The organism is Pseudomonas sp. FP1742, from assembly GCF_030687145.1.
Taxonomy (GTDB): domain Bacteria; phylum Pseudomonadota; class Gammaproteobacteria; order Pseudomonadales; family Pseudomonadaceae; genus Aquipseudomonas; species Aquipseudomonas frederiksbergensis_D.
Map to the genome: position 1 here is coordinate 5,350,167 of NZ_CP117460.1, position 16,606 is coordinate 5,366,772.

The window sequence follows — 16,606 nt, forward strand, 5'->3', positions numbered from 1 at the left end:
ATGTCGAGGAAAATTTGATGCGCATCGTTCCCCATATCCTGGGCGCAGCCATTGCTGCCGCTCTGATTAGCACTCCAGTTTTCGCCGCCGAACTCACCGGCACACTGAAGAAGATCAAAGAGTCCGGCACCATCACCCTCGGGCATCGTGACGCTTCCATTCCGTTTTCCTACATCGCGGACGCTTCCGGCAAACCGGTTGGCTACTCCCACGATATCCAGCTGAAAATCGTTGAAGCCATCAAGAAAGACCTGGACATGCCCAACCTCCAGGTCAAATACAACCTGGTGACCTCGCAAACCCGTATCCCGCTGGTGCAGAACGGCACCGTGGACGTCGAGTGCGGCTCCACCACCAACAACGTCGAGCGTCAGCAACAAGTTGATTTCTCCACCGGCATCTTCGAAATCGGCACCAAGCTGCTGGCCAAGAAGGACTCGCCCTACAAAGACTTCGCCGACCTGAAAGGCAAGAACGTCGTGACCACCGCCGGCACCACGTCCGAGCGCATCCTCAAGTCGATGAACGCCGACAAGCAGATGGGCATGAACGTGATCTCCGCCAAAGACCATGGCGAATCATTCCAGATGCTGGAAACCGGCCGTGCCGTGGCCTTCATGATGGACGACGCCTTGCTGGCCGGTGAAATGGCCAAGGCCAAGAAGCCGGATGACTGGGCCGTGACCGGCACACCACAATCGTTCGAAATCTACGGCTGCATGGTCCGCAAGGGCGACGCGCCGTTCAAGAAAGCCGTCGACGACGCAATCATCGCGACCTACAAGTCGGGCGAGATCAACAAGATCTACGAAAAATGGTTCATGCAGCCAATCCCGCCAAAAGGCCTGAACCTGAACTTCCCGATGAGCGACGAGCTCAAGACCCTGATCGCCAATCCGACCGACAAAGCGGCTGACGAAAAGAAATCCTGATTTCTGACTAACGTTACCCCCTGAGAAGGCCTTTGCCCTTTCAGGGGTTGTCACTCCCTGCTGGCATTTCTGGAAACACTCGAACCGGTGGTTGTCGAGCCGTTCGCGTGTGCCTGACCGTCATCGGGCACTTGTACATCGATCGAATCCGAGGGGAGACCCTAATGAATTACAACTGGGACTGGGGCGTGTTCTTCAAGTCCACCGGCGTGGGCAGCGAAATTTATTTCGACTGGTACCTCTCCGGCTTGGGCTGGACCATCGCCATCGCCGTCGCCGCCTGGATCATCGCGCTGCTGCTGGGCTCGATCCTGGGCGTCATGCGCACGGTGCCGAATCGCATCGTATCGGGCATCGCGACCTGCTACGTCGAACTCTTCCGTAACGTGCCACTGCTGGTGCAGCTGTTCATCTGGTACTTCCTGGTGCCCGACCTGCTGCCGCAAAACCTGCAGGACTGGTACAAGCAGGACCTGAACCCAACCACCTCGGCCTTCCTCAGTGTCGTCGTGTGCCTGGGCCTGTTCACCACGGCCCGGGTTTGCGAACAAGTGCGCACCGGTATCCAGGCGCTGCCCCGCGGCCAGGAATCCGCTGCCCGCGCCATGGGTTTCAAGCTGCCGCAGATCTACTGGAACGTGCTGCTGCCCCAGGCTTATCGCATCATCATTCCGCCGCTTACCTCGGAATTCCTGAACGTGTTCAAGAACTCCTCCGTCGCGTCGCTGATCGGCCTGATGGAGCTGCTCGCGCAGACCAAACAGACCGCCGAGTTCTCCGCCAACCTGTTCGAAGCCTTCACCCTGGCAACGCTGATCTACTTCACCCTGAACATGAGCCTGATGCTGCTGATGCGCGCGGTCGAGAAGAAAGTCGCCGTACCGGGCCTGATTTCCGTAGGGGGTAAATGATGGAATTCGACTTCTCGGGCATCATTCCGTCCCTGCCGGGTATGTGGAACGGCATGGTCATGACCCTCCAGCTGATGGCCCTGGGCGTGAGCGGCGGGATCATCCTCGGCACGGTCCTGGCGTTGATGCGCCTGTCCCACAACAAAGTGCTGTCGAACATTGCCGGCGCCTACGTCAACTACTTCCGCTCGATCCCGCTGCTGCTGGTCATCACCTGGTTCTACCTGGCGGTGCCGTTCGTACTGCGCTGGATCACCGGCGAAGACACCCCGATCGGCGCGTTCGCCTCGTGCATCGTGGCGTTCATGATGTTCGAAGCGGCGTACTTCTGCGAAATCGTCCGGGCCGGCGTGCAGTCGATTCCCAAGGGGCAGATGGGCGCAGCCCAGGCCCTGGGCATGACGTATGGCCAGATGATGCGGTTGATCATCCTGCCCCAAGCGTTCCGCAAGATGACTCCGCTGCTGTTGCAACAGAGCATCATCCTGTTTCAGGACACCTCGCTGGTCTACGCGGTCGGTCTGGTGGACTTCCTCAATGCCTCGCGTGCCAGTGGCGACATCATCGGCCGCTCCAATGAGTTCCTGATCTTCGCAGGTCTCACGTACTTCATCATCAGCTTTGCCGCCTCGCAGCTGGTCAAGCGTCTGCAAAAAAGGTTCGCCGTATGATCTCTATCAAGAACGTCAACAAGTGGTATGGGGACTTCCAGGTACTGACTGATTGCAGCACCGAGGTCAAAAAAGGCGAAGTGATCGTGGTGTGCGGGCCGTCCGGTTCCGGCAAATCCACCCTGATCAAGTGCGTCAATGCACTGGAACCGTTCCAGAAAGGCGACATCGTGGTCGATGGCACGTCCATCGCCGATCCGAAGACCAACCTGCCGAAACTGCGCTCGCGCGTGGGCATGGTGTTCCAGCATTTCGAACTGTTCCCGCACCTGACCATCACCGAAAACCTGACCATCGCGCAGATCAAGGTGCTGGGTCGCAGCAAGGAAGAAGCCACCAAGAAAGGCCTGCAGCTGCTTGAGCGCGTAGGGTTGTCTGCCCATGCGCATAAGCATCCAGGCCAGCTTTCCGGTGGCCAGCAACAACGTGTGGCGATCGCCCGTGCACTGGCGATGGACCCGATCGTCATGCTGTTCGACGAACCGACCTCGGCGCTGGACCCGGAAATGGTCAACGAAGTGCTGGACGTGATGGTGCAACTGGCCCACGAAGGCATGACCATGATGTGCGTGACCCACGAAATGGGCTTCGCCCGCAAGGTCGCGGACCGGGTGATCTTCATGGACGCCGGCAAGATCATCGAAGACTGCAAGAAGGAAGAGTTCTTCGGCGACATCAACGCCCGCTCCGAACGTGCGCAGCATTTCCTCGAGAAGATTCTGCAGCACTAAGAAGGAAGACACCGCTCCCCCAATTGTGGGAGCGGGCTTTTGTGGCGAGGGGGCCGCTGTGGCGAGGGGACTTGCCCCCGTTGGACTGCGTAGCAGTCCCAATACCTGAATACTCGGATTGTCAGATACAACCCGAATCCCGATATTGGGGCCGCTTCGCGACCCAACGGGGGCAAGCCCCCTCGCCACAAAAGCCCCCTCGCCACACAGCAACTCCCACGGGACCCGTGGGGATATGGATATTGTGTTGTGGTTGACCCAAGGCTTCTGTGATGAAATGCGACTCCACTCTCTATCGCGCCGCGCCGCCATCACTCGCCGTGAAACCCCGTCTGATTCGCCATCTGTTCCTGCCGCCGCTGATCATCGCCCTGATGATCGGATTGGGTTACATCGGCTTCTGGGTCAGTGAGCACTACGGCATTCGCAGCCTCAGCGAGAACGGCCAGCGTCAGCTGGAACTACACGCCCGCGCCGTCGAGAGCGAGATCAGCAAATACACCTACCTGCCCAGCCTGCTGGAGCTCGAATCCAGTGTTTCCCAGCTGCTGGCCGAGCCGTCCCCGGAACTGCGGCAGACGGTCAACGAATACCTCGAAGGCCTGAACCGGCGCAGCCGCAGCCGGGCCATTTATGTGATGGACACCACTGGCCGCGTACTGGCCACCAGCAACTGGCGCGATGTCGACAGTTATCTGGGTGAAGACCTGTCGTTCCGTGCCTATTTCCAGAACGCCGTGCGCGGTCAGCCGGGGCGTTTCTATGGCATCGGCAGCACCAGCGGCGAACCCGGCTATTACCTGGCGCATGGCCTGGAAGAGCACGGCAAGATCATCGGCGTCGCGGTGGTCAAGGTTCGCCTCGAAGCCATGGAAGAACGCTGGCAGCGTGCGCGCCTGGAAGCGTTCGTCAGCGACGAGAACGGCATCATCATCCTCTCCAGCGATCCGGCGCGGCGGCTCAAGTCCGTGGTGCCGTTGAGCGACGACACCAAGGAACGCCTGGCCCGCAGCCTCCAGTACTACTGGTATCCGCTCAATGAACTGCAACCGCTGGCGCGGGAGAAACTGGCCGAAGGCGAGGAAAAACTGACCTTCCCCGCCAACAGTGAGCTGATGTCCGACGAAGAGAACATCAGCTACCTCTCGCAAACCCGGCCGCTGAGCGATACGCCATGGAACTTCACCCTGCTCACGCCCTTGCAAGACCTGCGGCGTGAAGCGATCAATCAGGGGATTCTGGTGGCGGTGGCGTTTGCCCTGGTGGCGTTCCTGCTGATCGCCTGGAACGAGCGGCGCAAGGTGATCGCCACCCGCCTCGCGGCGCGGGAAGCCTTGCAGGAAGCCAACAATCAACTGGAGCGTCGGATTACCGAACGCACCACCGACCTGCGCGCCAGCAACGAACGGCTCAAGGGTCAGATCCGCGAACGCCGCCAGGCGGAAGAAACCTTGCGCCGCGCCCAGGATGAACTGGTCCAGGCCGGCAAACTGGCGGCCATCGGCCAGATGTCCACCAGCATTGCCCACGAACTGAACCAGCCGCTGGCAGCCTTGCGGACCTTGTCCGGCAACACGGTGCGCTTTCTGGAACGGGGTCAGCTGGATGTGGCCAGCACCAACCTCAAGACCATCAACGAACTGATCGACCGCATGGGCCGGATCACCGCCAGCCTGCGTTCCTTCGCCCGCCGTGGCGATGACAAGGGCCAAGCCAGTTTGGGCAAAGCCGTGGACGCCGCCCTGCAACTGCTGGGCAGTCGAATGGAAAACGCGCACCTGCAATTGCATCGCGACCTCAAAGACGTGCAGGTGCAGATCGACCAGACCCGCCTGGAGCAGATCCTGGTCAACCTGATCGGCAACGCGCTCGACGCCATGCAATCGCAGCCTCAACCAGCGCTCTGGCTCGAAGGCGAGGAATTCGACGGCAAGTATCGCCTGCGGGTACGCGACAACGGCCACGGCATCGATGCCGAAGCGCGCAAGCATCTGTTCGAACCGTTCTTCACCACCAAACCCGGCGAACAAGGCCTGGGCCTCGGCCTGACCCTGTCGGCGAGCCTGGCCGCCGCCACTGGCGGGCATCTGGGTGTCGAACACCCGGCCAGCGGTGGCACCACCTTCGTCCTCAGTTTACCGTTGGTAAGCCCTACTCCCGCCGAGCCGATATGAACAACGACCTTAGTGTGCTGATCGTCGAAGACGACCCCCATGTCCTGCTCGGTTGCCAACAGGCGCTGACCCTGGAAGACATTCCCTGCATCGGCGTCGGCAGCGCCGAAGAAGCACTGGAACGGGTGGGCGATAACTTCGCCGGCATCGTCATCAGCGACATCCGCCTGCCGGGCATCGATGGCCTGGAACTGCTGACCCGGCTCAAGGCCCGTGATCGCAGCCTGCCGGTAGTGTTGATTACCGGCCATGGCGATATCTCGATGGCCGTCGGCGCAATGCAGAAAGGCGCCTACGACTTCATGGAGAAACCCTTCTCCCCCGAACGTCTGGTGGACGTCGCCCGCCGCGCGCTGGAGCAACGCAGCCTGGCGCGGGAAGTCACCTCGTTACGTCGACAACTGTTCGAGCGTGATTCCCTCGAAGGCCGGATCATCGGTCGCTCGCCGGCCATGCAGAACCTGCGGGAACTGATCGCCAACGTCGCCGATACATCGGCCAACGTGTTGATCGAAGGCGAGACCGGCACCGGCAAGGAACTGGTTGCGCGCTGCCTGCACGACTTCAGCCGCCGGCACAGCAAACAGTTCGTCGCGCTGAACTGCGGCGGCCTGCCGGAGAACCTGTTCGAAAGCGAAATCTTCGGCCACGAGGCCAACGCCTTCACCGGTGCCGGCAAACGACGGATCGGCAAGATCGAACACGCCGATGGCGGCACGCTGTTCCTCGACGAAGTGGAAAGCATGCCGCTGCCGTTGCAGATCAAACTGCTGCGGGTGTTGCAGGAGCGCACCCTCGAACGCCTGGGATCGAACCAGAGCGTGGCGGTGGATTGTCGGGTGATCGCCGCCACCAAGTCCGATCTGGACGAGTCGAGCAAGGCCGGCGAGTTTCGCAGCGACCTGTATTACCGCCTGAACGTAGTGACCCTGGAACTGCCACCGCTGCGCGAACGCCGCGAAGACATCCTGCAATTGTTCGAGCACTTTTTGCAGCAGTCATCCCTGCGCTTCGACCGCGCCGTGCCGGAACTGGACAACCAGACTCTGTCGACCCTGATGAGCCACGACTGGCCAGGCAACGTGCGCGAACTGCGCAACGTCGCCGAACGCTTCGCCCTCGGCCTGCCGGCCTTCAAGAAAACCGGCGCCAGCGGCAGCAACCAGGGCCTGGCCTTCGCCGAAGCGGTGGAGGCCTTCGAACGCAACCTGCTCAGCGACGCCTTGCAGCGCAGCGGCGGCAACCTGACCCAGGCCAGCCAGGAACTGGGAATGGCCAAGACCACCCTGTTCGACAAAGTGAAGAAATACGGGCTGAGCCACTGATGGACCTGATTTTCAAGGCAACCCTGGGCGCGGCGGTGGTGGTGATCCTCGCCATGCTGGCCAAGACCAAAAACTATTACATCGCAGGCCTGGTGCCGCTGTTTCCGACCTTTGCGCTGATCGCCCATTACATCGTCGGCAAAGGGCGTTCGCTGGATGATCTGAAGACCACCATCGTGTTTGGCATGTGGTCGATCATTCCGTACTTCGTCTACCTGGCGACCTTGTATGTGCTGGTCGACCGGATGCGCCTGGAGGCTTCGCTGGCGGTGGCGGCGGTGGCGTGGTTGATGGCGGCGACGGTGCTGGTCAGTGTGTGGGTGCGCCTGCACGGCTAAATTCAAAAAAATCGCGGCCTGCTGCATTTGCATACACCTGCAGGAGCTGCGAAGGCGGCTCCTGCAGGGGTAAGTGGTTACTGCCCGTAAACCTTCTGCAACTGCGTTGGTGTCAACGCATCCTCAAACGGCACCGGCACCGATTTCACCGCCCCATAGAGGTTGCGATAACGCCAATAGTTTCCGTTGTTGGCCAGTTGATAACCACGCTCGACCACTCGCTGGCCATCAAGGTTATAACGCAAGGTTTCCTGGGCAGTCGCTGGCGGTGTCGGCTGCATCAGGTCAGTGGCCAGAACTCGCATCGATTCATCGATACACTCGTCGAGCACCGCCGTGACCTTCGCCAAATCGAGGTCGCCGTCGTCGATGCACTGCTTGCCACAGCGCCGAATCGGCTGGCTGACGACTTCGATCCGCATGCGATACAGCGCCGAACCGGCAATATCCTGGACCTGCACCTGATTGATCAGCACGAAACTGCCGCGATCGGGGGTAAGCATCAGTTTGGGCTCAATCACCAGGTGTGCGGTGACCTGCCCTTCTCCTTGCTTGAACCCGGCCGCTTGCGAAGCCTGTTGATAGCGCTGTTGCAGGCGCTCCTGCAATGGAACGCCTGCAAGCAAGTCGGCCATCGGTCGCGCCTCGTTGAGCGCGGTTTTTTCCGCATCGCGCTGCAAGCTGCCGCTGCCCATCTGGGTGTTGATCAGGCTGGCCACCAGCAAACCGGCAAGCCCGGCACCGTTGCCTGAACTGGCCACCAGATTATGACTCGACGACGCAGCCTTCAAAGCCACCTGCGAGTCAATCACGGTGCTGGCACCCACAAAGGATGGCGGCAACTGCACGTCGACCTTAAGCCCGTGGGCCTGGACGTAAGGCAAGGCACTCTGGTCCTTGAAACCGGCCTCAGGAGCCGGTTTTTGCGCACACCCCGTCAGCATCAGCAGGGCCAGCGCACCCGCCACTATGGGCAGGCGCGTCATTGCGCGAACGGGGTGATCATTTGCTGACGGCTATTGTCCATAGCCTGATAGAACGCGTTGGACAAGTTGGTATAGGTCGGCTCGTCCCATTCGCCCTGGGCGGCTTGCGTAGCGACAAAGGGTTTGAACCACAGCAGTTTGTTGTCTGCCAGATCGATCACCATGCCCTGTCCGCCCACCTGCGCCATCGGTACGCTGGTTGGCACAACGCTGTAGTAGCTGCGGGTGGCACCGGTGGCGTAGACATTCACCAGCAGCAGACGATCGACGCCGTAGGCGGCCTTGACCGGCGTCATGTCACGGGTCATGTAGCCTTCGCGGAAACTGGTTTCCTTATAAGCATTCAGGTCGACCGGCTCGTTGATCCGCTTGGCTTTGTAACCCTTGGCCTGCAGCTTGGCGACAAGGACATCCGGCAAGGTGTGAAGGTCGCCCACTTGCCATTTTGCGACGTTGTCACTGAGCTTGTTGTTAACGCCCTTGTTGATGGCGTAATCGAGAATCCCCTGATTGCCGGTCAACGCCAGCACCGGCTCCGGCACCACAGTGATCGCCACGCCGATAGTCGGCTCTTTGGCATCCCAGAATTGGTGATCCAGCGGTACTGGAGGTTGCACGTGGGCACAGCCAGTGAGGGTCAGGCAGGCGAGCAACGTCAGTGCTGCCCAAGTGCGTAGAGCGTGAAGATTCATGGATCAAGTCCCTATGATTATTAACGATGCTGCTTATGTCGGCAGCATCGTCAAAAACCGTAGTGGCATATTGATATATTTTTCAACCACCCGAGGGGCCACAGCGCGCAGAGATCCCTTGTGGGAGCGGGCTTGCTCGCGAAGGCAGTGTGTCAGTCGACATCTGCTTTGACTGATACACCGCCTTCGCGAGCAAGCCCGCTCCCACAATTGGATTTGGGTGTTATAGAAGATTGCGTTCGGCCACGGGATCAATCTGCGCCCAGTGCGAAGTATCTTCGCGATGGGCCTGCAAATACGGCAACACCGCCGCCAGCAATGGCGCCTTGAACGCTTCCTGAAAACGATGGGCCAGCCCCGGGATCAACTTCAACTGACTGCCACGAATGTGTGCCGCCAGATGCACGCCATGCATTACCGGCAACAACGGATCAGCGGTGCCGTGAACCACCAGCGTCGGCACCCGCAATTGGTTGAGCAGATCCACACGACTGCGCTCGGCAAGGATCGCCATGATCTGGCGCTTCACGCCTTCCGGGTTAAACGCCCGGTCATAAGACAGCGCCGCTTGATGCAGCAACGCCTGCCGATCATCAGTGACCGAAGGACTGCCCAGCGCCGCCAGCAAATCAGCCTGCTGCTCCAGCGCCACTTCGCGGTTCGGCGCGCCGCGTCGCGCGAGCAGCTGCACCAGGGCCGCACTCGGCGCCGGCAAACCTTCGGCGCCCGAGCTGGTCATCAGCAACGTCAGGCTCTCGACCCGCTGCGGCGCCATGGCCGCCAGATGCTGGGCGATCATCCCCCCCATGCTGGCACCCAGCACGTGAAACTGCTGGATGTGCAAGGCATCCATCAGCCCAAGGGCATCGTCCGCCATGTCGGTCAGGGTGTAGGGCGCCGATACCGGCAGGCCGAGTTTGTAGCGCAACACTTCGAACGTCAGATTGGCCTCAGCGGGTGTCTGCCGCCAGGTCGACAGGCCGACATCGCGATTGTCATAGCGAATCACCCGAAAACCCTGCTGACACAGCGCGACCACCACCTCGTCCGGCCAGTGAATCAACTGCCCACCCAGGCCCATCACCAGCAACAACGCAGGGTCGGACGCACGGCCGATGCTCTGGTAAGCCAGACTCACCTGATCCAGATCGACATGTTCGGTTGGAACGTTAACGTCGCAACGAGACGCCGCAAGAGACGGAAAATTGAACAACACAGCGATCAGAAAGACCGCTGTGGATAAAAATCGTGCACGCATGAAAAACACCGAAACGCAGAACTCCAGTAGAGCGCGAGTCTGATGAAGTTTGTACAAGCGCGCTGCCACAGTTACGTGACAGTTTGATGAAGAGTGCCGAGCGGTCATCCTCAAGACCGCGTTATCGTTCTTCGCGAGCAAGCCCGCTCCCACATTGGATTTGTGTCGATTACAGAATTTGTGTACGACACCGATCAATGTGGGAGCGGGCTTGCTCGCGAAGGCGCCAGAACAGGCGCCGCAGGATTTAGGCCAACTGACTGCGCAACTGCCGCGCCGCCGCCACCATGTTCACCAGCGCCGCCTCAGTCTCCGGCCAGGCCCGGGTCTTCAACCCGCAATCGGGGTTTACCCACAACCGCTCGGCCGGAATGCGCTTTACCGCTTTGCTCATCAACTTGACCATCTCGGCCGTGTCCGGCACCCGGGGCGAGTGGATGTCGTAGACGCCCGGGCCGATGTCGTTCGGGTAGTCGAAGGCTTCGAAGGCCTCCAGCAATTCCATGTCCGAGCGCGAGGTTTCGATGGTGATTACGTCGGCGTCCATCGCCGCGATGGACTCGATCACGTCATTGAATTCGCTGTAGCACATGTGGGTGTGAATCTGGGTTTCGTCACGCACACCCGATGCGCTCAGGCGGAACGCTTCCACCGCCCAATCCAGGTATTCCTGCCATTGCGCCCGACGCAGCGGCAGGCCTTCGCGGAACGCAGCTTCGTCGATCTGCACGATCTTGATGCCGGCGGCTTCCAGGTCCACCACTTCGTCACGCAGGGCCAATGCCAGCTGCTGCGCCTGGATTTTGCGCGAGACGTCTTCGCGCGGGAACGACCACATCAGCATGGTCACGGGACCGGTGAGCATGCCTTTCATGACCTTGTCGGTGAGGCTTTGCGCGTAGGTGATCCAGTCGACGGTCATGGCGTTCGGGCGGCTCAGGTCGCCGTAGATGATGGCCGGTTTCACACAGCGCGAACCATAGCTCTGGACCCAGCCGAAACGGGTGAACAGGTAGCCGTCCAGTTGCTCGGCGAAGTATTCGACCATGTCGTTGCGTTCGGCCTCACCGTGCACCAGCACGTCCAGGCCCAGGCGTTCCTGGACTTGCACGGCATGGCGGATTTCGCTGTGCATGGCGTCGGTGTAATCGTTGGCCGACAGCTTGCCTTGCTTGAAGGCCTGGCGCGCCAGACGGATCGAACCGGTCTGCGGGAACGAGCCGATGGTGGTGGTCGGGAATGCCGGCAGTTGCAAGCGCGCACGCTGCTGTTCGATGCGTTTGGCAAACGGCGAATGACGTTGGCTGTCCGCTGCACCGATAGCGTTGATGCGCGCCTGCACGTCGGCTTTATGGATACGCGATGACTCGGCGCGGCTGGCCTGAATCGTCCGGCTTTGGGCGAGTGCCGCTTGCACCTTGGGCGATTGCGGGTCGTTCAGGGCATCGCGCAGCACGGCAATTTCACCGCACTTCTGCACGGCGAAGGCCAGCCAGCTTTTCAGTTCGGGGTCGAGTTTGTCTTCACGCTCCAGGTCTACCGGGCTGTGCAGCAGCGAGCAGGAACTGCTGACCCACAGGTTATCGCCAAAGCGTTCCTGGGCCGGTTGCAGTTGCGCGAGGGCTTGCTCCAGTTCGCAGCGCCAGACGTTGCGACCGTTCACCAGGCCTACCGAGAGAATCTTGTAGGTCGGCAGACGATCCAGCACCTGGCCGAGTTGATCCGGCGCCCGCACCGCGTCGATGTGCAGGCCTTGCACCGGCAGGCCGACAGCCAGGCCGAGGTTGTCTTCCAGGCCACTGAAGTAGGTCGCCACAAGCTTTTTCAGCGGCGAGTACTGGAGGATGTGATAAGCGCGTTCGAAGGCGTTTTTCCAGGCTTGTGGCAGATCCAGGGTGAGGATCGGTTCGTCGATCTGCACCCATTCCACGCCTTGGGCAGCCAGGCGACCGAGGATTTCACCGTAGATCGGCAGCAGGCGTTCCAGCAGATCGAGCTTGTCGAAGTCGTTGCCCTTGGCTTTGCCCAGCCACAGGTAAGTCAATGGACCGATGATGACGGGTTTGACGTTGTGGCCGAGGGCTTTCGCCTCGTCGACTTCGTCGAACAGCTGTTCCCAGCTCAGCTTGAACTGTTGGTCGGCGGTGAATTCCGGGACCAGGTAGTGGTAGTTGGTGTCGAACCACTTGGTCAGTTCCTGGGCGTATTGCGCGGTGCCGTGTTCGCTGCCGCAGCAGGCTGCCGTGGCGCCACGGGCCATGGCGAACAGAGTGTCGAGGGTCGGCAGGCCTTTGGCCCCCCTGGCGCTGTCGAAGCGCTCGGGAATTACACCGAAGGTCAGGGAATGGGTCAGCACCTGGTCGTACCAGGCGAAGTCGCCCACGGGCAGCAAGTCGATGCCGGCGTCTTTCTGCAATTGCCAGTGGGTGGCGCGCAATTGGCGGCCGACGCTGTTCAGCACGTCCTGATCCAGATCGCCCTTCCAGTAGGATTCGAGGGCTTTTTTCAGTTCGCGGTCCGCGCCGATGCGTGGAAAACCAAGTGTGTGGGCCAGAGCCATGGTGAATTTCTCTCCATAAAGAATGCTGTAAAACATGGCGCTATTGTCGACAGCCAACCCAACATGAGACAAACTCAACCTTTTCGTGTTGATCACAAGTTTTCCTCATGGAGCCATCCGGTGCTTGAAATCCGTCACCTGAAGACCCTGCACGCCTTGCGCGAAGCCGACAGCCTGGTGGATGCGGCCGACCGCCTGCACCTGACCCAGTCGGCGCTGTCCCACCAGTTCAAGGAACTGGAAGAGCGCATGGGCATGCCGCTGTTCGTGCGCAAGACCAAACCGGTGCGCTTCACCAGTGCCGGCTTGCGCCTGCTGCAACTGGCCGACGCCACCCTGCCGTTGCTGCGCAGTGCCGAGCGTGACATTGCGCGGCTGGCCGGCGGCACCGCGGGGCGTTTGCACATGGCCATCGAGTGCCACAGCTGCTTTCAGTGGCTGATGCCGACCATCGACCAGTTCCGCGATGCCTGGCCGGAAGTCGAGCTGGACCTGGCCTCGGGCTTCTCCTTCGCCCCGCTGCCGGCGCTGGCCCGAGGCGACCTGGACCTGGTGGTGACCTCCGATCCGCTGGAACTGGTGGGGATCACTTACGTGCCGTTGTTCACCTACGAAGCCATGCTCGCGGTGGCGAACCAGCACCGCTTGGCGAACAAGCCGTACATCGTGCCTGAAGACCTGCTCACGGAAACCTTGATCACCTATCCGGTGGAACGCGATCGGCTGGACATCTTCACCCGCTTCCTGGAGCCGGCCGACATCGAACCGGCGCAGGTACGCACCTCGGAGCTGACGGTGATGATGATGCAACTGGTGGCCAGCGGTCGCGGCGTGTGCGGCATGCCCCATTGGGCGCTGCATGAATACAGCTCACGGGGTTATGTGAAGGCCAAGCGACTGGGCGAGAAAGGTTTGTTTGCGACGTTGTATGCCGGGATCCGCGCCGACATGCTCGATGCGCCCTACATGCGCGACTTTTTGCTGACGGCCAAGGACACGTCGTTTTCGACGCTGGATGGGGTTAGTGCGGTGCGATAGAGCAACCGATCAAGGCTCAGGGGTAATCTCGCGCCACATGTGGATCTTGTCGAAGTAGTCTTCGCCCACTCGCACCGCCAACGGTTCCAGGCCAAACTGCACGAAGCCGCAGCGCTGATACAGTTTGAATGCCGCTTCATTGCCGGCGGTGACGGTCAGCTGGATCAGCCGCAGGCCCTGATGACTCTGCGCTTCAGCCAACGCCGCCTGAACCAGTTGATAACCGAGCCCGCGCTGCCGCACCTTGCCGGTCACGTACATGCCAAACAGCGTGGCCTTGTGCCGGGCCTTTTCCCTGACCTCGAAGGCCAGGCCGACGATGCCCGCCAACCTGCCCTCCTCGAACGCCCCCAGCACCACATCCAGCTTGCTGGTCAGGCGTGATTCCCACCACCCCAGCGGCATCGCGGCGCGCTCGCGCACGCTGGAAGTGAACGCCTGGGGATGCAAGTCGTAGGCTTCGAGCATCAGGGCCCGATAATCCAGGGCATGGCTGGCATCAAGCCGCTGAATCCACATGTTCAGGCTGCTCGCCGCTGCTCAAGCATCAACCGCACCGCCAGCCCGGACAGCACGAAACCCATGAAGTAACGCTGCATCGCCAACCAGTTCGGGTTGTTGACGAACCAGGACGCGATGCCTGCGGCGAACATCGCGATCAGCAGGTTGACGCTGAAACTCACGCTGATCTGGGTCAGGCCGAGGATGATGCTCTGGCTGAACACTGAACCGTGCTCAGGGGTAATGAACTGCGGAAACACCGACAGGTAAAACACCGCGATCTTCGGGTTCAGGGCACTGGTCAGAAAGCCCATGGTGATCAGCTTGCGGGACGAGTCCGCCGGCAGTTGCTGCGCCTCGAACGGTGAACGCGCACCGGGCTTGACCGCCTGCCAGGCCAGCCACATCAGGTACAACGCGCCGGCCCACTTCAATACTTCGTAGGCCACCGGCACGGCCATGAACACCGCGGTCAACCCCGCGGCGGCAGCGAACAGGTGCACGAGAAATCCCGCGACCACGCCCAGCAACGATGTCACACCGGCCTTGCGCCCCTGGCAAATGGAACGGGAGATCAGGTAGATCATGTTCGGCCCGGGGGTGAGCACCATCAGCAATGCAGCGGCGGCAAAAATCAGTAAGTCTTGAAGTGGGATCATGGGCATCCTCCGTCCATGGACGATCAGTCGGTTTCGATCAGCGAAGCTCGATAAAACGGCAAGATCAGGTCCCGTGTCAATGGCGCCAGGGTGAGATCACCGTCGGTGGCCGGATCGATCCAGCACACCTCTTCGATCTCCGCCGCCGGGCAGACATGGGAATCAATGGTCAGCTGAAAGAGTTCGGCCTGTACGACAAAACCCGGCTCGTTGGCGGCCGGGGCCGAGAATGGCCCCAGATAAATGGCGTGCGCCGGGTCGATGACCAGCCCCAGTTCCTCTTCCAGCTCACGGGCGAGGGCGTGGACCGGTTGCTCATGAGCCTCGATCTTGCCGCCCGGCTGCATGAACGCCTGGGTGCCGCGCTTGCGCACCAGCAAGGTGCGACCGTCGGGGCCGATCAGCAGGGCAGCGGCAATGCGGATGATACGGGGCGAAGCAGCGGATGAAAGCGTCATGGATCAGGATCGGCCTTGGGTAAAGGGCCACAAGGATCACATGAGCTTCGGTTCTTCGTCACGCCGTAAAAAAACATTCATCGAGAACCCTGTGGGAGCGGGCTTGCCCGCGAAGAACGATGACGCGCAATACCTGAAAAAACGCGGCGCATTCTTCGCGGGCAAGCCCGCTTGTATGTTTAGACTTGAAGGGGTGGGTGGGACTAAAAGCCCGATTCTGACTCTAGCCAGTACAGACCGTGGGAGACTTCGTCCCACCCCTTCTACCTAAAAGCGCCAATAAGGAATTCATCGGCTAGGCCGACGATAGAGACAAGCCAGCGCAACGGTAGACCCCAACAAGCTCTTAAACCCTAGCTCCGAGGATTCGTCATGACAATCCTTACTTCGCAAGCGGTCGTGGGTGTTGATGTGGCCAAGGCTGAGGTGCTCGTCTATCGCGCCGATCTGCAAACCACACAAGCCATCTCCAATAATCGAGCAGCACTCAAACGTTGGCTCAAGACGCTGCCCGCCAAAAGTGGCATTGCCGTTGAGGCCACCAACATTTACCACTTGGACACGGTTGAGTTGGCCTATGAGTTGGGTCATCAGGTCTACGTCGTGGACGGTTATCGCTTGAGTCATTACCGCCGCAGTGTCGGCCAACGAGCTAAAAATGATCCGTGTGATGCTCGTCTTCTGGCTCGGTATCTGGCGCATGAACAGGGTGGGTTACGCGCTTGGAGCCCGCCGCCCAAGGCTTACAAGGCCCTGCAAAGCCTGCTTCATCGACGGGCAGCACTGATCAAGGCGCGTGTCAGCCTGGCTCAGAGCTGGGCCAATGAGCCGCGCCTGGAAGAAGAGCTGAAATGTCTGATGGAGACGTTTAAGCGCTCGGATTTGGCCATTCAAAAACAGCTGCGTGACCTGAGCAAAGAGGCCGGAGCCGCCGAAAATATTGAGCGTTGCAAGGCCATTGAAGGCGTTGGTGTACTGACGGCAACTGGATTTGCGACGGCTTTTTTGCGTGGCGAGTTTAAGGACAGCAATGCCTTCATCGCTTTTTTGGGCATGGACTTGAGGGTCGATGACTCGGGAAAAAAGACGGGGAGTCGCAGTCTGACCAAGAAAGGGGATCCGGAAATACGACGTCTGGCCCACAACTCGGCCATGGCCGCCTGTCGTTCAGCGACCTGGAAACCATTTTATGAAGGGTACCTGGCCAGAGGTTTCAAGAGGACTCAGGCCCTGGTAATCCTTGCCCGAAAACTCGCCCGGGTGGCGTTCGCTCTGATGAAAAACCAGAGCGAATACCAACCGAATCGACCGTTGCAGGGTTGTCCTGCAACATAGAATCTCCCACAGGGTTCTGCGTCTTGACTGACCGGCA

General features: G+C 60.4%; 16 protein-coding genes. 9 read left to right on the forward strand and 7 right to left on the reverse strand.

Annotated elements, in window-relative coordinates:
* The first annotated feature begins 17 nt into the window (after positions 1-17).
* From PSH64_RS24245 to PSH64_RS24275, 7 genes are all read left to right on the forward strand, one after another.
* Complete coding sequence (locus PSH64_RS24245; protein WP_105345263.1) at positions 18-932, forward strand: glutamate/aspartate ABC transporter substrate-binding protein; 915 nt, start codon at positions 18-20, stop codon at positions 930-932.
* Positions 933-1,096: 164 nt separating this feature from the next.
* Positions 1,097-1,843, forward strand: coding sequence for an amino acid ABC transporter permease (locus tag PSH64_RS24250; RefSeq protein ID WP_018926619.1), 747 nt, complete (start codon positions 1,097-1,099; stop codon positions 1,841-1,843).
* Positions 1,843-2,514 carry an amino acid ABC transporter permease gene (locus tag PSH64_RS24255; protein WP_305478923.1) on the forward strand — a complete coding sequence of 224 codons (672 nt, stop codon included), beginning with the start codon at positions 1,843-1,845 and terminating at the stop codon, positions 2,512-2,514. The genes PSH64_RS24250 and PSH64_RS24255 overlap by 1 nt, the downstream gene beginning before the upstream one ends.
* Positions 2,511-3,245, forward strand: a complete 735-nt coding sequence (locus PSH64_RS24260) for an amino acid ABC transporter ATP-binding protein (protein WP_007938941.1) — start codon at positions 2,511-2,513, stop codon at positions 3,243-3,245. The genes PSH64_RS24255 and PSH64_RS24260 overlap by 4 nt, the downstream gene beginning before the upstream one ends.
* 272 nt (positions 3,246-3,517) lie before the next feature.
* Complete coding sequence (locus tag PSH64_RS24265; protein ID WP_305478924.1) at positions 3,518-5,419, forward strand: sensor histidine kinase; 1,902 nt, start codon at positions 3,518-3,520, stop codon at positions 5,417-5,419.
* Between the two features lie 44 nt (positions 5,420-5,463).
* Positions 5,464-6,744 (forward strand): sigma-54 dependent transcriptional regulator, encoded by a 1,281-nt coding sequence (locus tag PSH64_RS24270; protein WP_244914240.1) that lies wholly within the window; start codon positions 5,464-5,466, stop codon positions 6,742-6,744.
* Between the two features lie 8 nt (positions 6,745-6,752).
* Positions 6,753-7,082: a GlpM family protein gene (locus tag PSH64_RS24275; RefSeq protein WP_181150699.1), complete on the forward strand. Its 330-nt coding sequence runs from the start codon at positions 6,753-6,755 to the stop codon at positions 7,080-7,082.
* 77 nt (positions 7,083-7,159) lie between these two features.
* On the opposite strand, the gene PSH64_RS24280 is transcribed toward PSH64_RS24275, so the two are convergent.
* The 4 genes from PSH64_RS24280 to metE form a co-directional block, all read right to left on the reverse strand.
* On the reverse strand, positions 7,160-8,068 hold the full coding sequence (locus PSH64_RS24280) for a hypothetical protein (RefSeq protein ID WP_105345041.1): 909 nt from the start codon (positions 8,066-8,068) through the stop codon (positions 7,160-7,162).
* On the reverse strand, positions 8,065-8,760 hold the full coding sequence (locus tag PSH64_RS24285) for a hypothetical protein (RefSeq protein ID WP_028939457.1): 696 nt from the start codon (positions 8,758-8,760) through the stop codon (positions 8,065-8,067). The genes PSH64_RS24280 and PSH64_RS24285 overlap by 4 nt, the downstream gene beginning before the upstream one ends.
* Positions 8,761-8,983: 223 nt before the next feature.
* On the reverse strand, positions 8,984-10,018 hold the full coding sequence (locus PSH64_RS24290; protein WP_105345036.1) for an alpha/beta fold hydrolase: 1,035 nt from the start codon (positions 10,016-10,018) through the stop codon (positions 8,984-8,986).
* A gap of 247 nt (positions 10,019-10,265) precedes the next feature.
* A complete protein-coding gene (gene metE / locus PSH64_RS24295; protein ID WP_305478925.1) occupies positions 10,266-12,578 on the reverse strand; it encodes a 5-methyltetrahydropteroyltriglutamate--homocysteine S-methyltransferase in 2,313 nt (770 codons plus the stop codon).
* 120 nt (positions 12,579-12,698) lie between these two features.
* Here metE and metR point away from each other — a divergent pair, with 120 nt between their 5' ends.
* Positions 12,699-13,616 carry a transcriptional regulator MetR gene (gene metR / locus PSH64_RS24300; protein WP_105345031.1) on the forward strand — a complete coding sequence of 306 codons (918 nt, stop codon included), beginning with the start codon at positions 12,699-12,701 and terminating at the stop codon, positions 13,614-13,616.
* A 9-nt stretch (positions 13,617-13,625) separates the two neighbouring features.
* Here the strand turns inward: metR and PSH64_RS24305 are convergent, their stop codons facing one another.
* Genes PSH64_RS24305 through PSH64_RS24315 form a run of 3 tightly spaced genes read right to left on the reverse strand, consistent with a single transcriptional unit; the run spans position 13,626 to position 15,234 of the window.
* Positions 13,626-14,135 carry a GNAT family N-acetyltransferase gene (locus tag PSH64_RS24305; protein ID WP_105345028.1) on the reverse strand — a complete coding sequence of 170 codons (510 nt, stop codon included), beginning with the start codon at positions 14,133-14,135 and terminating at the stop codon, positions 13,626-13,628.
* Between the two features lie 2 nt (positions 14,136-14,137).
* Positions 14,138-14,776: a LysE family translocator gene (locus tag PSH64_RS24310; RefSeq protein WP_105345026.1), complete on the reverse strand. Its 639-nt coding sequence runs from the start codon at positions 14,774-14,776 to the stop codon at positions 14,138-14,140.
* A gap of 23 nt (positions 14,777-14,799) precedes the next feature.
* On the reverse strand, positions 14,800-15,234 hold the full coding sequence (locus PSH64_RS24315; RefSeq protein ID WP_105345024.1) for an NUDIX domain-containing protein: 435 nt from the start codon (positions 15,232-15,234) through the stop codon (positions 14,800-14,802).
* 372 nt (positions 15,235-15,606) lie between these two features.
* Here PSH64_RS24315 and PSH64_RS24320 point away from each other — a divergent pair, with 372 nt between their 5' ends.
* Positions 15,607-16,569: a transposase gene (locus PSH64_RS24320; RefSeq protein ID WP_305478208.1), complete on the forward strand. Its 963-nt coding sequence runs from the start codon at positions 15,607-15,609 to the stop codon at positions 16,567-16,569.
* Positions 16,570-16,606: the final 37 nt, after the last annotated feature.

Excerpts from the sequence above, each read along its gene's own strand:
- PSH64_RS24310 (WP_105345026.1), bottom strand. The coding sequence starts at position 14,776 with ATGATCCCACTTCAAGACTTACTGATTTTTGCCGCCGCTGCATTGCTG.
- PSH64_RS24285 (WP_028939457.1), bottom strand. The coding sequence starts at position 8,760 with ATGAATCTTCACGCTCTACGCACTTGGGCAGCACTGACGTTGCTCGCC.
- metE (WP_305478925.1), bottom strand. The coding sequence starts at position 12,578 with ATGGCTCTGGCCCACACACTTGGTTTTCCACGCATCGGCGCGGACCGC.
- PSH64_RS24315 (WP_105345024.1), bottom strand. The coding sequence starts at position 15,234 with ATGACGCTTTCATCCGCTGCTTCGCCCCGTATCATCCGCATTGCCGCT.
- PSH64_RS24255 (WP_305478923.1), top strand. The coding sequence starts at position 1,843 with ATGGAATTCGACTTCTCGGGCATCATTCCGTCCCTGCCGGGTATGTGG.
- PSH64_RS24305 (WP_105345028.1), bottom strand. The coding sequence starts at position 14,135 with ATGTGGATTCAGCGGCTTGATGCCAGCCATGCCCTGGATTATCGGGCC.
- PSH64_RS24250 (WP_018926619.1), top strand. The coding sequence starts at position 1,097 with ATGAATTACAACTGGGACTGGGGCGTGTTCTTCAAGTCCACCGGCGTG.
- PSH64_RS24260 (WP_007938941.1), top strand. The coding sequence starts at position 2,511 with ATGATCTCTATCAAGAACGTCAACAAGTGGTATGGGGACTTCCAGGTA.
- PSH64_RS24320 (WP_305478208.1), top strand. The coding sequence starts at position 15,607 with ATGACAATCCTTACTTCGCAAGCGGTCGTGGGTGTTGATGTGGCCAAG.
- PSH64_RS24290 (WP_105345036.1), bottom strand. The coding sequence starts at position 10,018 with ATGCGTGCACGATTTTTATCCACAGCGGTCTTTCTGATCGCTGTGTTG.
- PSH64_RS24245 (WP_105345263.1), top strand. The coding sequence starts at position 18 with ATGCGCATCGTTCCCCATATCCTGGGCGCAGCCATTGCTGCCGCTCTG.
- PSH64_RS24265 (WP_305478924.1), top strand. The coding sequence starts at position 3,518 with ATGAAATGCGACTCCACTCTCTATCGCGCCGCGCCGCCATCACTCGCC.
- PSH64_RS24280 (WP_105345041.1), bottom strand. The coding sequence starts at position 8,068 with ATGACGCGCCTGCCCATAGTGGCGGGTGCGCTGGCCCTGCTGATGCTG.